Origin of the sequence: Ensifer sp. Root127, assembly GCF_001425225.1 — a bacterium.
In the GTDB taxonomy this organism is placed as follows: domain Bacteria; phylum Pseudomonadota; class Alphaproteobacteria; order Rhizobiales; family Rhizobiaceae; genus Ensifer; species Ensifer canadensis.
Map to the genome: position 1 here is coordinate 87,281 of NZ_LMDX01000002.1, position 16,182 is coordinate 103,462.

At 61.0% G+C, this 16,182-nt stretch carries 13 protein-coding genes; 3 read left to right on the forward strand and 10 right to left on the reverse strand.

The annotated features are described in order from the left end of the window. Window positions 1–70: 70 nt before the first annotated feature. Window positions 71–2,176 (reverse strand): TonB-dependent hemoglobin/transferrin/lactoferrin family receptor, encoded by a 2,106-nt coding sequence (locus ASD03_RS07185; RefSeq protein ID WP_025427975.1) that lies wholly within the window; start codon window positions 2,174–2,176, stop codon window positions 71–73. Between the two features lie 295 nt (window positions 2,177–2,471). Between ASD03_RS07185 and ASD03_RS37360 the strand changes: the two genes are divergently transcribed. Next, window positions 2,472–3,416, forward strand: coding sequence for an extensin family protein (locus ASD03_RS37360; RefSeq protein WP_025427976.1), 945 nt, complete (start codon window positions 2,472–2,474; stop codon window positions 3,414–3,416). A 96-nt stretch (window positions 3,417–3,512) separates the two neighbouring features. Here the strand turns inward: ASD03_RS37360 and ASD03_RS07195 are convergent, their stop codons facing one another. Further along, the gene (locus ASD03_RS07195) at window positions 3,513–3,965 is read right to left on the reverse strand and encodes a YiiD C-terminal domain-containing protein (RefSeq protein WP_025427977.1); all 453 of its coding nucleotides are present in this window, start codon (window positions 3,963–3,965) and stop codon (window positions 3,513–3,515) included. Window positions 3,966–4,193: 228 nt separating this feature from the next. Here ASD03_RS07195 and ASD03_RS07200 point away from each other — a divergent pair, with 228 nt between their 5' ends. After that, window positions 4,194–4,700: a DUF1993 domain-containing protein gene (locus ASD03_RS07200; protein WP_025427978.1), complete on the forward strand. Its 507-nt coding sequence runs from the start codon at window positions 4,194–4,196 to the stop codon at window positions 4,698–4,700. 306 nt (window positions 4,701–5,006) lie between these two features. Here ASD03_RS07200 and ASD03_RS07205 read toward each other — a convergent pair whose 3' ends face one another. The 8 genes from ASD03_RS07205 to ASD03_RS07240 all read right to left on the reverse strand — a co-directional run bounded on the left by ASD03_RS07205 (window position 5,007) and on the right by ASD03_RS07240 (window position 14,889). After that, window positions 5,007–6,686 carry a formate--tetrahydrofolate ligase gene (locus ASD03_RS07205; protein WP_025427979.1) on the reverse strand — a complete coding sequence of 560 codons (1,680 nt, stop codon included), beginning with the start codon at window positions 6,684–6,686 and terminating at the stop codon, window positions 5,007–5,009. Between the two features lie 122 nt (window positions 6,687–6,808). Next, complete coding sequence (locus ASD03_RS07210; RefSeq protein ID WP_025427980.1) at window positions 6,809–8,032, reverse strand: DUF2333 family protein; 1,224 nt, start codon at window positions 8,030–8,032, stop codon at window positions 6,809–6,811. Window positions 8,033–8,035: 3 nt separating this feature from the next. Continuing rightward, window positions 8,036–9,325, reverse strand: coding sequence for a DUF6638 family protein (locus ASD03_RS07215; RefSeq protein ID WP_025427981.1), 1,290 nt, complete (start codon window positions 9,323–9,325; stop codon window positions 8,036–8,038). Between the two features lie 19 nt (window positions 9,326–9,344). Next, the gene (locus ASD03_RS07220; RefSeq protein ID WP_057212586.1) at window positions 9,345–11,261 is read right to left on the reverse strand and encodes an AAA family ATPase; all 1,917 of its coding nucleotides are present in this window, start codon (window positions 11,259–11,261) and stop codon (window positions 9,345–9,347) included. 2 nt (window positions 11,262–11,263) lie between these two features. Further along, window positions 11,264–12,412 (reverse strand): hypothetical protein, encoded by a 1,149-nt coding sequence (locus tag ASD03_RS07225; RefSeq protein WP_025427983.1) that lies wholly within the window; start codon window positions 12,410–12,412, stop codon window positions 11,264–11,266. A 72-nt stretch (window positions 12,413–12,484) separates the two neighbouring features. Next, window positions 12,485–13,573 carry a hypothetical protein gene (locus tag ASD03_RS07230; protein ID WP_057205736.1) on the reverse strand — a complete coding sequence of 363 codons (1,089 nt, stop codon included), beginning with the start codon at window positions 13,571–13,573 and terminating at the stop codon, window positions 12,485–12,487. Window positions 13,574–13,738: 165 nt separating this feature from the next. Continuing rightward, window positions 13,739–14,125 carry a cytochrome c family protein gene (locus ASD03_RS07235; RefSeq protein WP_025427985.1) on the reverse strand — a complete coding sequence of 129 codons (387 nt, stop codon included), beginning with the start codon at window positions 14,123–14,125 and terminating at the stop codon, window positions 13,739–13,741. 170 nt (window positions 14,126–14,295) lie between these two features. Then, window positions 14,296–14,889: a thymidine kinase gene (locus ASD03_RS07240; RefSeq protein WP_025427986.1), complete on the reverse strand. Its 594-nt coding sequence runs from the start codon at window positions 14,887–14,889 to the stop codon at window positions 14,296–14,298. Window positions 14,890–15,159: 270 nt separating this feature from the next. Here ASD03_RS07240 and ASD03_RS07245 point away from each other — a divergent pair, with 270 nt between their 5' ends. Continuing rightward, complete coding sequence (locus tag ASD03_RS07245; protein WP_025427987.1) at window positions 15,160–16,116, forward strand: choline ABC transporter substrate-binding protein; 957 nt, start codon at window positions 15,160–15,162, stop codon at window positions 16,114–16,116. The last annotated feature ends 66 nt before the right edge of the window (window positions 16,117–16,182 follow it).

Genomic DNA, 16,182 nt, shown 5'->3' on the forward strand with positions numbered 1-16,182 from the left:
CCGCCGCAGGAGCAAAAGAAAAGGCGGCCACGAAGGGCCGCCTTTCCGACTGGAGCTCGTCTGCGATCGATCAGAACTTGGCCTTCGCCGTGACCAGGAAGGTCCGGCCGCGACCGGTGTCGATCGTGCTGCCGGCAATGGTGCTCGACGACGGCGTGTAGGCCTTGTCGAACAGGTTCGTGACCGTTGCCGTCACTTCGAAGCCATTCTCGAACTTGTAGTTCGCGAACATATCGACCAGCCCGTAACCCGGAACGGTCGGCGGCGTGCGGTTGATCGCACCGACGTCGGCGCTCGAAACCGCGTAGAAGCGCGTGCCGACCGTCAGGCGCTGATCTTCGAGGAAGCGGGCGCCGAGCGTCGCGCTGACGATAGTGTCCGGCAGGTAGGTCTGCACGCCGAAACCGTTGATCTGCGATGGCAGTTTGCTGTCGGTATAGGTATAGGCGAGGTCGCCGAAGACGAAGCCTGCATCATAGGCCGCCTGCAGTTCGAAGCCCTGAACCGTCGACGTGCCAGGGTTGTTGACGAAGAAGATCTGGCGACCGCCACCAAGCATTGCCGCGGTGATGTAGTTGTCGATCCTGTTGTGGAAGTAGTTGGCCTTCACACGCAGGCTATCGCTGGAGTCGAGCAGACCGTCGAAGGAGAAGTTGGCACCAACTTCCCAGCCCTTGGAGATTTCAGGCTCCAGGAACGGATTGGGGAAGAAGGACTGACCGCTAGAGCCCGGGTGTGTTCCACCGGCAAAGGTTTCGTTGACCGTCGGCGGGCGCGAGGTCTCTGCGTAGGTCACGTAGGGCTGGAACCAGTCCGTAGGGTTGAGCGCAAGCGTGATGCTCGGATTGAGGTGTCCATCGGACTTGTCAACTGTGTAGGGACCTGCCGGAAGGCCGATCGGGTTGCCGGCGACAACGGCGCCCGAGCCGTCGAGGCTGTAGTGGTCGTAGCGCAGCCCGGCCGTCAGGTCGGCGATACCGTAGGTGAAGGTCGTCGTGCTGAAGACGCCGGTCGTGGCATTGCGACCGCCACCGTTGACACCACCGCTCGGCCGCGCCGTGCTGTTGATGACGTCGTAATCATCGCGGAAATACTCGACGCCGTAATTGGCCCTGACCGCAACGTCACCAAGATCGAACAGCGAGGTGTTGGAGATGTCGAAGCCCTTGCCGGTGTCGATGATCTGACGGCCGGCGGCAGTACCGCCACCTCTGACGTCGGTGTCGTACTTCATCTTCAACCGGTTCCAATAGGCGTTGGCGCGGAAATCTATGAGTTCGTTGTCTGGCGTATAGGAATAGCTTGCGGCCAGCGTCTGGTTCTTCACGTTCTGGAAGTAGGAGTTGGCGAAGAAGTCATTGTCATAGGTGATGCCGCTGAACTTGAAGGTATGATCCTCATCCGGCGTAATCTCGAACTTCAGCATGCCAGACAGCAGGTCTTCCTCGGTATAGGGCACCTGAACGCCATTGCCGTTGTCGTAATTGCCAGGGTCGGCCTTGCTGATACCGCCCAGTACCGAAAAGACGTCGTTGAAGCGGTAGGCGCCGATCAGCGATTCCGACCAGCCGGCACCGTTGGTGCCATAGGTGGCGGAGGCAATGCCGCCATAGGTCTTGCCGTCCTGGATCAGGTCTTCGATGTCATAGGTCCTAAAGTTGACCGAGCCGGCCAATGCGCCACCGCCGACACCGGTGACGGCGCCGCGGGTGACGTCGATCTCGGACAGGAACGCCGGGTCGAAATAGGCGAGACCTTGCGCTTCGTGACCGGTGAAGCGGAAGTTCTGGCGCACGCCGTCGATCATCATGTTGACGCGACCGGAACCTTCGAAGCCGCGAATGTTGACGGCCACACCCGGGTTCTGCGGATTGTTCGCCGTCGACGTGCCGGGAACACCGCGCAGCAGGTCATCGGTTTCAAGCCCGGACTGCAGGTCGATCTGGTCGGTCGTCACCACGCTGACCGGGCCGGCCTTTGCATAGGGGTCGCTGGTGCGCGCGCCCTTGACGACGATCGGCGAAAGGAAGGTCTCGCCCTTCTTGGCGGCCTCGGCATTCTGTTCGTTTGCCTTCGGCGCGGTCGTCGCGGTCTGCGCGAAGGCACCAGAGGCGGCGGAAAGAGCAAGTGTAGTCGTGCACGCCAAAAGTGCCAGGCGACGGTGCCGGTTGAGCATGGACCAATCCTTTTGAATTCATGGGCCGGGCTTGCTGTTGAGCGGCGAACTCAAGGGGCTGGCTGGGCGTGGGGTTCGAATACGTGGCGACATTGCGTCGCCTCATTTATGCCGCATAAAAAACATGACTATTATTGTCAAGATAGAAACGCCTCCCCAACAATTTATGGGATCGTCCCAATTCGGGGCGTTGCCGAACTGCAACGCTCTTTGCATCAAGCCGATGAAACCAGATGGCTTCCCATGCGTTCCTCCCCGTCGAGGCCTGCCCTCGCGGACATGTGAAAGGAAACGCATGCGTTGCCATATCCCCCTGATTTTCCTGTCGACATTGCTCCTCACAGGCGCGAGCCTTCCCAAAACCGGCCCCCTTCCCCTACCCAAACCACCTGCGGACGCACAGGCCGAGGCGCCGGTACCCGCTCCTGAAAAGAAGCCGGAAACGCGGGTGAAGGAAGGTGACGAAGACAAGGACCAGCAGCCTCCCAGCGGTCAACAGGGCAGCCAAGCGCCAACGCCTGAGCCGAAGCCGGCGGAAGGCACAGAAACTGAGAAGGACGGCGACAAGGGAGCCGACGGCAAGAAGGGCGACGCCGCCAGCGAGGAGAAGACCACGGACAAGCCGACTGACTACAAGGCGGAAGAGCCCCCCGTCATCTACCCGCCGGTCGAAAACGAGAACCCGACCGAATACGCCAAGTGCCTATCGGAGCTGAAAGCATTGGGTGCCGTTTTCACCGAAGCCAAGCGGATCGACGATGGCAAGGGCTGCGGCATCGACAAGCCGCTTGATGTGACAAGCGTGTTGCCCGACGTGAAACTGGCGCCGAAGGGGCTGATGCGCTGCGAGGCGGCGTTGGCATTGGCGCGCTGGACCAAGGAAGCAGTACAGCCGGCGGCCGACGTGGCGTTTGCCAAGGGTACGACCGTCAAGATGTTGAACCAGGCCTCCACCTATATCTGCCGCCTGCGCAACAACGCCCCGACAGGCAAGATCTCAGAGCATGCCCACGGCAACGCCGTCGACATCGCTTCGTTCACGCTCAGCGACGGCAAGACCATCGAGATCCAGCCTCGCGACGAGGATGGCACCATGACCGGCGCCTTCCAGCGTGCGATCACCGCTTCGGCCTGCCTGTATTTCAAGACCGTGCTCGATCCGGGCAGCGACGCGGCGCATGAGACGCACCTGCATCTCGACGTGATCGAGCGCGGGAACGGATATCGTTACTGCCGATAGAGCGTTTCCGCCTTGTACGGAGTCGCTGAACCGCTCTATCGTTTTGCTTCACGCATTTCCTGACGGAAAACCGCTTCGCGCCTTATCTGGAACGCTTTAATCCGCACCATAGCCAAGGGCGACGAACTCGCCTTCGAAACGCCCGGCAAGCTCACCGTCATCCAGCAACTCGGCGGCAACGACGATCCTTGCCCTGCCCCGACGGTGAAACAGCCGCAGGAAGCTCGGCCATTGCCCCATGTCCGCAAGGGTTGACCGAGAGGAGAATGCACCGGCAACCGGCTTCAGATACTCCATCCGGTTGCTCTGGATCACGAGGCGGGCCGGAACGCCCGCGTGCGTCAGCCGCACGTGCAGCAGCGACCAGGCGGCAAGGATGGAGAGTGCGGAGGCACTGCCGCCGAACACCGTTTCGCGATGATTGATGTTGGGAGCGAGCGGCGCAGATAGCCGCACGTGCTCATCAATCGCTTCGTCGACATGAACCTGCATCGCTGCCGAAAGCGGAATATGGGCGTGAAGATAAGCTTCAAGGTCCAACGGGGTCATGGCGGCTCAGATCGATTTTGCTCACATCGTATCGGTGGGCAGGCACTCGCAACATCAGCACGGACGCACTGATCAGGACAATACCCTCTCCCTTTCGTCACCATCAAGCGAGCAACCCGCACGGCTTGCACGGCAACAAAGGTGGCGTAGATACCTTGCAGGATCAGGTTTCCTTCCCCAGATAGCAGCCCAGGAATATCACTGCCCCCCAAGCCCGAGGAAACCTCCATGGCGCTCACAATGTACAGGCTCTCCGTTCCCACCTTCGTCCATGGCTTCAATGTCCTCGGCAAATTGCTCGACAAGGCCGAGGCCCATGCCGGCGAAACCGGTCTTTCGCTCGACGATCTGGTCAACGCCCGACTGGTCGCCGACATGCTGCCGCTTGCAGGCCAGGTGCAGCGCGCCAGCGACACGTCAAAGGGCACCATCGCCCGGCTGACCGCGCTCGAGGTGCCGAGCTTTCCCGATGAGGAGAAGACGTTCGGGGAACTGCGCGAGCGCATCGGCAAGACCGTCGCATTCCTGGAGACCGTTCGACCGTCCGATCTCGACGGCAGCGAAACCCGCGAGGTCACCCTGACCTTCACCAAGCTGAAGATGACGTTGAGCGGCGAGGACTATCTGTTGAAATTCGTGCTGCCGAACTTCTATTTCCACCTGACCACGGCCTACGACATTCTCCGCCATAAGGGCGTTCCCGTCGGCAAGGCGGACTTCATCAGCCTCAACTGAGACGTGGCGCCTCGGGAAGCGAAACGGGAGCGGAAACGCTTTAAAATCAATCCATAACGCCTCAAATCGATCTCGGTTTGAGGCGTTATGCCTACAGCGCCGCGCGTCTTGTTAGACGCGCCAAGGTCGCTGTAGCGCTTTAAATTGCCGCTGCTTTTATCCCTAAATCGAATGCGATTTACGGAAACTTACAGTAGCCGGGAGCTCAAGCGTTTCCGATTTAGACGGAATCGCATAAGCGCTCTATCTCTTTGTTTTTACGCATTTCCTGACGGAAAACCGCTTCGCACTTTTCCTGGAACTGCTCTAGAACAGGCCTTCGATATAGCCCTGCTGATTGAGGTAGATCTTCTCCGATGACGGCACCTTCGGCAGGCCCGGCATCGTCATGATTTCGCCGGTGATGACGACGATGAAGCCGGCGCCGGCGGCAAGCCGCACTTCGCGGATCGGCACCGTGTGGCCCGTCGGCGCGCCGCGCAGGTTCGGGTCGGTCGAAAACGAATATTGCGTCTTGGCCATGCAGATCGGCAGGTGGCCGTAGCCCTGATCCTCCCAGGTGCGCAATTGATCACGCACCGACTTGTCGGCGATCACTTCGCTGGCGTGGTAGATGTCCTTGGCGATCGTCTCGATTTTGTGGAACAGCGGCATCTCGTCGGGATAGAGCGGCGAAAACTGCGAGTGGCCGCCTTCGGCGAGTGCTGCTACCTTTCGCGCCAGTTCCTCGATGCCTACAGAACCTTCGGCCCAGTGGCGGCAGAGCACGGCCTCTGCACCGAGCGTTGCGACATAGTCCTTGATTGCCTGCACCTCGGCCTCGGTATCGGAGGTGAAGTGATTGATCGCGACGATCGCAGGCACGCCGAACTTCTTGACGTTCTGGACGTGGCGGCCGAGGTTGGCGCAGCCTTTGCGCAGCGCCTCGAGGTTCTCCTTGCCGAGATCGTCCTTCTTGACGCCGCCATTCATCTTGATGGCGCGCACGGTGGCGACGATGACGGCGGCATCGGGCTTGAGCCCGGCCTTGCGACATTTGATGTCGAAGAATTTTTCCGCGCCGAGATCGGCGCCGAAGCCGGCTTCGGTTACCACGTAATCTGCGAGTTTCAGCGCCGTGGTCGTCGCGATCACCGAGTTGCAGCCATGGGCAATATTGGCGAACGGGCCGCCGTGCACGAAGGCCGGATTGTTCTCCAGCGTCTGCACCAGGTTCGGCTGCATCGCATCCTTCAACAGCACGGTCATCGCCCCGTCCGCCTTGATATCGCGGGCAAGGACCGGGCTCTTGTCACGCCGGTAGCCGATGATGATGTTGCCGAGGCGCTTTTCCAGGTCCTTCAGATCCATCGAAAGGCAAAGGATCGCCATGACCTCGGAAGCAACTGTGATGTCGAAACCGGTCTCGCGCGGATAACCGTTGGCAACGCCGCCGAGCGAGCCGACGATGTTGCGCAGCGCCCGATCGTTCATGTCCATCACCCGTCGCCAGGAAATGCGCCGGATGTCGATGTTCTGCTCGTTGCCCCAATAGATATGGTTGTCGAGCAGCGCCGCAAGCAGGTTGTGGGCGGATGTGATGGCGTGGAAATCGCCGGTGAAATGAAGGTTCATGTCCTCCATCGGCACCACCTGGGCGTAGCCGCCGCCGGCCGCCCCACCCTTGACGCCGAAACAGGGGCCGAGCGACGCCTCGCGGATGCAGACGATCGCCTTCTTGCCGATGCGGTTGAGGCCGTCGCCGAGACCGACCGTCGTCGTCGTCTTGCCCTCGCCGGCGGGCGTCGGATTGATCGCGGTCACCAGGATCAGATGGCCGTTCTTGCGGTCCTTCTGTGCAGCAATGAATTCCGCGCCGATCTTTGCCTTGTCATGGCCGTAGGGCAGCAGATGCTCCGGCGGAATGCCGAGCTTTGCACCGATCTCCAGGATCGGCCTCTTCTTCGCGGCACGCGCGATTTCGATATCGGACTTGACCTCCACCATGGGTTTTCCCCTCCCCCCAAGCTGCATTTCTGTGCCTGACCCCATTCGGGATGAGGCGTTTCTTGCACCTTCGCCGGAAGGCACAACTCCGGCTGGAGCTGCCGCCCATCAGGCGCTGATCTTTATCGCGCGAGAATGTCGCGCATCTCGACGATGTTGGAGCGCACCCGCAGGATATAGAAGCCCATGGTCGCCAGATGCGTCGGCATGATCCAGCCGGCCTCTTCGCCGTTGGAGATGATGAACGGCTGGATGCGAAGTGCCGAGCGCAGCTGCTTGATCGTTTCCGTCCAGATCGGCGTCAGGCCGCGCTGGGCGACGACGTTCTCGAAGTCGGCGCCGGCAGCCGAAAGGATGCCGTAGTAACCGTAGAGCTGTCCGTAGGCGAACCAGAAACGGTCGTCGGCACGCGTGTCGAACCAGCCGCCATTGTGGTTTTCCGAGCGCTCGCGAATGATCGCCGAGGTGTTGCCGAGATCGTTGGCGATGCGGTCGAGGAACTCCACCAGGTTATCGGCGCGACCGTCAAAGACGGCATCGCACTTGGCAAGCGTGGTGTTGAAGGTGCGCATGTCCCGCATGGCAGCGCGATAGAAGCTCGGTGTCGGGGTCTTCGGGCCAAACGGATTGAGGCCGAAGTACCAGGTCTCCTCGTCGAACTGGATGTTGCCACGCGCCCGCTGCAGATCGTTGTTGATGCCTGACGTGCCGCGAACGCGACCGAGTGAATCGACCAGTTCAACCGAGGTACGGCGAACCGCCTGGTTGATGCCGCGCTGGAACGATGCCTTGTTGTCGAGCCAAGGCGTATCGTCCCAATCGAGGCCGAAGAAGCCGACCTTGTAGAGCAGCATCGACGAAATCCAGGCATTCTCATTGACGTTGAAATCGATGAGATCGGCCGCGACATCGACGATCGCCGAGGTCTGGCACTGGGTCCCGGCGGGCAGTTGCACGGCGGCAAGTGCCTCAGGCGTAACTTCGGCCGGCGGCGTAACCGCGGCCGCCTGGTTGGCTGCCGCTGCGCCGGTCGTCGTTTGTCCGGTCGTGACACCGGGCCCCGCCACAGGCGAACCCGCCGGCACCTTGCGCTCGGCGAGCTTGTAGCGATCAACATAGTCGGCATCGAAATTCGTCCAGGCCTGGGTCTGCCAGATGAAATAGCCGTAGAAGAAGATCAGGCCGAGCAGGATGATGCCGATCGGCCCCTTGATGATCCAGTTGCGCTGGCGATACCAGTTTCCAAGCGCAACGAACGGCCACAGCAGCCAGGCAACGGCCAGGCCGATGCCGCGACCGATCGCGGTAAAGACACGCTGGAAAAACGCGACGATCGGATCAAACATGTCCTATTCCTCTCTGAGGCCGTAAAGCTTGCGGCGGAAGGCCGCCTTGTCCTTGAGATATGTGCCGGTCAAGGTCGTCACAACATATTCCCTGAACTTTTCGCTGTAACGCTCGTAGGCGTCATAAAACCCCTGCTTGTCGAAGACGAAGCGGGAAACGAAATCGCGGGGAACGAGCTGGGCGATCAAGCGGTTGACCAGCCACTGATCGGGATGAACGGGCGCGGCCCTCACCAGCATGAAGCGGTTTGCCGGCGCGACATCCTGCATCCGGATGCTGCCCGTCGTCTGCACCATGCGCTGCATCTCCTGCAGGAAGGGATAGGTGGCATCCTGGGCAACGAGTGCCGCGTTGCGATGCATCCAGGTCTGCAGCCAGATCCGGTCGGCGCGGGCAAGATCCGTCGTCGGATCGGCATCGTTGATCAAACCGCGCACCACCATGTCGGCGCGATGCTGGTAGAGCCCTGAGTCCTCGACCCAGGACGCCTGGGGCAGTTGCAACCGCTTTGTCGAGGCCAGGAAATCGTAGATGCGGGCGTGATCGTCGATCGCGATGTAGCTGACCTGCCAGGGCCGCGACCGGCGGAAACCGGGGACCGACGGGTCGCAGATGACGGTCGTCGTCTTCTCGTCGAGGAAGACATAGACGCCGCCGAAGTGATTGGCCCAGAAGGCATCGTGGCGGAAAACCAGCTGATCCGGCACCAGCGCGTTCTGGCGGATGTCGCCCGTCACCTTCGCCAGTTCGACCATGCGGTTCAGCATCTCGTCATCAGTCCAGGCGGTCGGCACCTTCTTCAGTCGGTCGACCAGGCTCCTGAGTTCGGCCGCCTTGCCCAGCATGTCTTCTGCGGAAAGCACCCGGAAGCGCACCTCGTTGATCGACAGCAGATCATCGATGTCGTCGACGATGGAAACCGAATCCTCGATCTCGCCGTAGAGTGCATCCTTGATCGTCACTGCGTTGATCGCCCGACTGTTGGCGTTGAAGAACTCGTGCATCAACGCCGCCGTGTTGGAAAAGCTTGTGTGCACCACCGGCAGTTCCGCCTGATCCGGCGTCATGATGATGAAACGGCGGTTCACCCGGTTGGGGTCGAGATAGTCGCGATCGCCAAGCTCGTCGGCAATCTCCGGCGAGAACCCCGTCATGTCGATGCTGAAGCGTTCCAGCGCCGTCGGACGCAGGCCAAAGCCCTCCAGCGCCTTGTTGTAGCGCGCGATCAGATGCGGCTCGGCGATATCGAGCAGGCGTCCATAGATAAGCTCGGCTTCGAGCAGACGTTTCATAGCTCAGCGCTCCCCGCCATCAGCCCTGCCACCGGCCGTCGCGTTTCATCGCCTCGATCTCGCGGATCGCCTTTTCGCGCTGGCGCTCGCGGCGGATGATGTCGGTGACGGCGGCATCGTCCGACTTGTCGGTGTAGCGGAATTCGCTGTCGGCGTAGCGGTTGATTTCCTGCAGCACCATCTCGATGGTGATCGGGCCGCGAAGCGCCTCGATCATCGCTTTCTTCTCGTCATAGCCCTTGTGCATGAACGAGCCGGCATCCTTGAACCAGTCGTCGGGCAATTCGACGTCCATCGCCCTGAGCTTGACCGCGTCGGTGATGTTCTTGATCGCCCGGCCGGTAAAGCGCGGCTCTGCCTCCTTGATCATGTGCAGATAGGCGCCGACATCGGCAAGCGTGGCAAGCGCGCCCTTCTCCTTCTGGTACCGCTCCCAGACGGAAACCAGCCCCTCCTCCTGCGGTCGCGAATGCGCCCCGTAGGATTGCGACACGGCGCGCTTGATCTCCTGTCCCTCGAACAGCGCGTGCTTGCCGAGTGGGATCTTGTGGTTCTTGCCGACGAGCAGCGCGAAGATGTCGATATAGTCGTCTTCCGTCTGCGGCCCGTCGACCAGCCAGCGGGCGCCGGCGCGCTGGCGCAGCGCATCGTCGACATTCTCGGGATAGTTGGAGAACATGCCGAAGGTGCAGTTGCCGCGCACCACCGTCGATGCGCCGGCAAAGCTTTCCATCAGCACCGCCGTCACCTCGTGCTGGCCGGCCGATGCCCGGTCGTCGGAGCGCTTGGCCGCAACCTGGTCGACATCGTCGATGGTGCCGAAGCCGATGGCGCGCGGGTTGATGACGTTGTTGACGAACTCCTTGCAGTTCTGGCCCGATTTGCCCTGATAGGAGGAGATCTGGTCGACGCCGAAGTTTTCGTAGTGGAAGGCGTAGCCGGCGATCTCGCAATATTCGTTGAGCATGCCGGCGAGCATCTGGATCAGGATCGTCTTGCCGGTGCCCGGCATGCCGTCGCCGATAAAGGTGAACAGGAAGCCGCCAAGTTCGACGAACGGGTTCATCTGTCGGTCGAAGTCATAGGCCATCAGCATCTTGGCAAGCTTCAGCGCCTGATACTTGGCGATATGGTTGCCGATGATCTCTTCCGGTTTCTTGAAGGTCATCACCAGCGGCTTGCGCTTCTGGCCGGGCGCGACGTCGAAGCCGTTCAGGGTGAAGTCGTCCTGGTCGAGCCGGATATGCACGTTCTCGAAGCTCTGCAGGCCGGTAAAGCGGCCCTCGCGCGCAATAAGCCCTTCGATGGCAACGCGCGAAAACGCACGGGCACGCGCCGTCAGCGCCAAATCGTCGGCCGCACCGGAAATGCTGCGGTCGAGCGCCGCGATCAGCCCCTTCAGGGCATCCTGCGGCGTATCGAACAGGAAGTCCGGCTCGACGGCATCGTCCACCGGCTCGCCCTCGCCCGACAGCGTCGAGCCGAGATAGGCGGCCAGCGTGAAGGCGGAGATATAGGCGGAAGCGTTGAGCAGCGCCTTGAACTGGTTGGCGTCCTCGCCGGCAAGCGGCGCGGTCGTGTTGCGCGCCTGCAGCTGTTCGAGGTTCGTCTGGCGCGCGAAGACGTCGGCGACAGCCAGCGCCACCTGGATGCCGCGACGGGTCCTGTAGAGAACCGCATGCTGCGCCGGCGACAGCATCTGGTCGCCCTGCCGCACCGCCTGAACCGTGCGCGCAAGCTCGACCTCGCGGGTGCGGCGCTGGCCGCCGGTCGAAACCGTCGAAACAAACCGTCGCCCGGTGCCGGCGAGCGGTGTGCCGGCTGATCCCTCGTCCCGCTCGAGGATCACCAGCTTGGTCACCAGCCCCTGCGCGACCGCCTGGTGCTTGGCGATCTCGTCCTCGTGCAGCGTCGTCAGCCCGGTATTGAGCGTCATGCTTAAACCTCGCTCACGACCTGGTTTCCGGAGATGACATGCACCTTGTAGTCACCGAACACCTGGGCCGCCTCGCCCGATGCATAGAGCGCCTGATAGGCGTCGTGCGGCACCAGCGCATGTTTCTCGTAGGACGAAACGCCCATGCGCGTGGCCTCCAGATTGTCGGTGTCGATGTGGAATTCCTCCTGCGCCGGCGTCGTCGACCAGAAGCCGCGCTGTGCGGCGCGTTCGGCCTTCGAAAACACCTCCTGCACGGTCCAGGTCAAGAGCCAGGCATTTTCGGGCTTGCGCACCTTGGACAGGATCTCGTTGATCTTCGCATTGTTCTCGGTGATCCCGGCCGAATAGAACGGGCCAAGCACGATGCGCCGCAACTGCTTGGGGTGCAGCTCGGGGAAATCCTTGTCCATATTGGTCGCGATCGTCACCGGCGTCAGCGAGTAGGTGCTGTTCTTAGAGGCGAAATCATCGAAGCGGCTGGCAAGCTCCGGATTGAGCAGGCCGCCGACCGGCAGCGGAATCTCGACCTGTGGGTTGAGCTTGCCATCCGCGGTGACGAGCATCTCGACGATCTTCTCGGAGGAATCCTCGATCGTCGCCATATAGACCATCGGCAGGGTCTGGGTGCCGTCGAAGGCGCCCCAGCTCACGATGTAATAGGGCCGCATCGTCTTCGGGTTGACGGCAACGCGGATCGTTTCCGGCAGGATGAACGGCGAAAAAATCTCGCCCTTGCCGATCTGCTCGAGATAGAGCCGCTCGGCCATGCGCGACTGCAGCGCCTCAGGAAAAGCCTTCTGCCTAAGGATGAAGTCGGCCATCTCCTCGCGCAGGGCATCGGCCGAGGGAATATCCGCAAGCCGCTTCGGCGCCGCCTGGCGGTCGTTTTCCAGTTCGAGCACGTTCTGGAAAACCGGGAAGCCGCTCTCGGCCCGGGAGATCCTGAACTGATCGACGAAGCCGATGCGGTTCTCCCAGCAGGCGATCGAAGCTTTCAGCCGGGCGAGATAGGGAACGATCACCTCACCGACCACCGTATTGCGATAGAGCGGCGAATTGCGGTCACCGAGAAACAGCTCGAGCCCGGCAAGAGCCGAATGGATCGAGGCGAAATACTGCGTCACGGCGGGGGATGCAGCCACTTTCATGCCGTTCCCCCTGGCGCGTGCCGCAAGGCAAACTCGGACCCTATCATGTGCATGCCCGTGCCCTGCCGCCGATCACTGCTTCACGTAGTTGGCGGTGTTGTGCTTGTCCATGACCGTCTGGAAGCGTCGGGCAAACGCATCGTCGGCCAGCTTCTTGCGGCGCTGGATATCCTGCGTCGACAGCATGTTCTTCTCGTGCATTTCGAGCAAGTCGCCGATATGGCGCTGGGCAGCGGCGCCGATGCCCGCCATCGTCTCTTCCGCTGCCGTATCGACCTGGCTTCCGAGCGTATTGATCTTGTGGGCGACATCCTGCTGGGCGGCGGTCTTCAACGAATCCTCGAGCGCCTTGTAGAGCACGATGCGCTGCTCGGTATCGATCGTCAGCTTGTTGATCAGAGTGTTTTGTGCGGCGATCTGGTTGTTGAGCGAATCGACGAAGGTCTGGAACATCGAGGTGTAGCGCTCGAGCGTCTGGCTCTCGGCCAGCAGCTCCTGCTCCTTCGCCTGCTTCTCGTTGTATTCCGTCGCCAGCGCCGAGCGCTCGCCTTCAAGCTCGGTGCGCACCTTCTGCTCGGTCGACGCAGCAATGCGGTTCTCGATGTCGAGCAGCAGCGGGTTGAGCTCCTCGATACGCTTCTGCACCGCTTCGAGATTGGACATCGTGCCCTTGCGGCGCTCGATCACCTGGATCAGGCTCTGCTCGGAGGTCTTGTAGCGCTGGTCGAGGATCGACTTCTGGTCCTTGAGGATGCCGACGATGGTATCGGATTTCGACAGCAGCTCCTGCAGGTTGCCGGCGAGCGACATGTTGCGCACCCGGTCGGTGCGCATGCGCTGCATCTTCTGCTTGGAGAACATGCCGATGAATTTCTCGTAGCCGGTATAGTTCTTCATGCTCTCGAATTCGGAGCCGAAGACGTTGGTCGCATCTTCGAGCCCGATGATCAGGTCGGCGATGTTGGCCTCCATCACCTTCTGCTGGCTGATGACGTCCTGGATGCGGGCGTTCTCGATATCGAAATTGACGTCGCCGAGCTTGGTCTCGGCCTTGGCGAATTGCTCCAGCACGACGCCGGATTGCTCAAGCTTGCCGCGCATCTGCTCGACAACGCTTTTCGTCTTCTCGATTTCCGCGTCAAAATTCTGAAGAGTCGCCATATCATCCCCCTGGATCGGTTGAGGCAACAGATGCCATCCGGGCCAAATTGTTCAGCCTTCGATTGCAGGTATATAAAGGGTGTTTATCGAAAGAGAACAAGCCTCGCCGGCCGGCTTTTTTGGTCAGCCGTCCCGTCGAAGTGATTGAGATATCGAAGGCATTGCCTATTTGGCCGCGGATGGGTCCTTGAGATAGGCGATGACGTCGGCAATGTCCTGCGGCTTCTTCAGCCCGGCAAAGCTCATCTTGGTGCCGCCGACCATCGCCTTGGGGCTGAGGAGATATTCGCTCATCGTCGCTTCGTCCCAGACATGCCCCTCGGATCCGAAGGCCTTCATCGCTTCCGAATAGCTGTAGCTGGAGACCGAGGCGGCCGGACGGCCGATCACGCCCATCAGGCTCGGCCCCACCCTATTGTTGGGCTCGGTCGCCGTGTGGCAGGCGCCGCATTTACGGAAGACTGATGCCCCCGCCTTGGCGTCACCGCCAGCATGGCCGGGCGTCGCTCCGAGACAGAGACAGAGCAGAAGATAGGGAAGCAGACGCGGCATCGCGAACCTCATCGGGGAAAACCGGGATCAGCATGGCATCCAGAATGCGTGGCTTTCAAGACGCCATGCAGTCGCACCGCGATGCCGCGCGTCCGATAGAACGAGCGAAGGATGCTGTAGCACTGCAAACTCGCGGCATAACGCCCTGAATCGAATCCGGTTTATCGGCTTCAGGCGGGGTCGCAGCGCATCTTGTCTTCCCAATGGCGCCGGCAATAGGAGACATATTTCTCGTTGCCGCCGACCTCGACCTGGGCGCCTTCGCGAACGACGTTGCCCTGCCCGTCGAGACGGACGACCATGGTCGCCTTGCGGCCGCAGTCGCAGATCGTGCGCACTTCGCGCAGCTCGTCGGCAATGGCCAGCAGCGCCATCGAGCCCGGAAAAAGCTTGCCTTGGAAATCGGTGCGCAACCCGTAGGCCATGACGGGAACGCCGATGCGGTCGGCGACCCGCGCCAGCTGCCAGACCTGCTCCTCGTCGAGAAACTGCGCTTCGTCGACGAAGACGCAGGCAATCTGGCCCGCACCATCGGTGTTGAGCTTTTCGATCAACGCGTAGAGATCGTCGCCACCGTGGAACGGAATGGCATCCGCATCGAGGCCGATGCGTGACGAAATGCGCCCGGTGCCGGCACGGTCGTCGAACGCTGCGATCAGCATGACGACGCGCATGCCGCGTTCCTGGTAGTTGTAGGATGCCTGCAGCAGCAATGTGCTCTTGCCCGCATTCATCGTCGCATAGCTGAAATAGAGTTTGGCCATATCCTGCCGTTCCCGGAAATCGTCTTGCCGGTTCATGACGAGGCTTGGGCCCGAAGGCCAGAGCCCGTTTGCGCGACCCACAGTTTTTCGCCCAACTTGACCATTTCGTGGGCATTGCGACATTCTGCGTCGCAGCGTGCATCCCGTCCGCGTATTGACGCAATACACTTCCTTCGACATCAAAGCGCTTGAATTCGCTATCCAATGGTGTTTGGCTAAAGCTCCAATGTGTTTGGCTAAAACAATAATAGAGGCAGGGGAACGACAACGATGAACAAAGCACTCTCTCTCAAATTCATGCTCGCGGGCGCCGTTTCGGTGGCTGCCCTTGTTGCCGGAAACGCCGCGGCAGCCGAGCCTGAAAACTGTGGCACCGTCCGGTTCTCCGACGTCGGATGGACCGATATCACCGCCACCACCGCTACGGTTTCCGCTGTCCTCAAGGGCCTGGGCTACGAGACGGATATCAAGGTTCTCTCCGTTCCGGTCACCTACACCTCGCTCAAAAACAAGGACATCGACATCTTCCTCGGCAACTGGATGCCGACCCAGGAAAACGACGTGCGCCCCTATCTCGACGACAAGTCGGTCGAATCCTTCGGACCGAACCTCGAAGGCGCGAAATACACGCTGGCGACCAACGCCAAGGGTGCCGAACTCGGCATCAAGGACTTCAAGGACATCGCCACCAAGAAGGACGCGCTCGAGGGCAAGATCTACGGCATCGAGCCGGGCAATGACGGCAACCGCCTGATCATCGACATGGTCGACAAGGACACCTTCGGGCTCAAGGGTTTCGAAGTTGTCGAATCCTCCGAACAGGGCATGCTGGCTCAGGTCGCCCGCTCCGAGAAGGATGGCGCGCCGATCGTGTTCCTCGGCTGGGAACCGCATCCGATGAACGCCAATTTCAAGCTCACCTATCTCTCCGGCGGCGACGACATCTTCGGCGCCAATTTCGGCGGCGCCAGCGTCTTTACCAATGTGCGCGCCGGCTACACCACCGAATGCCCTAATGTCGGCAAGCTGCTCACGAACCTCAAGTTCTCGCTGCAGATGGAAAACGAGATCATGGGCAAGATCCTGAATGACGGCAAGGAGCCGGACGCTGCCGCAACGGAATGGCTGAAGGCCAACCCGACGGCGATCGACCCATGGCTTGCCGGCGTCACGACCAAGGATGGCGGCGAAGGTCTCGCCGCTGTCAAGACCGCGCTCGGGCTCTGACCGGCAGCAAGGCGGGGGAAGTCCCCGCCTTTTTTCACCGCATCGCGCGATAGTGTTGATCTGACG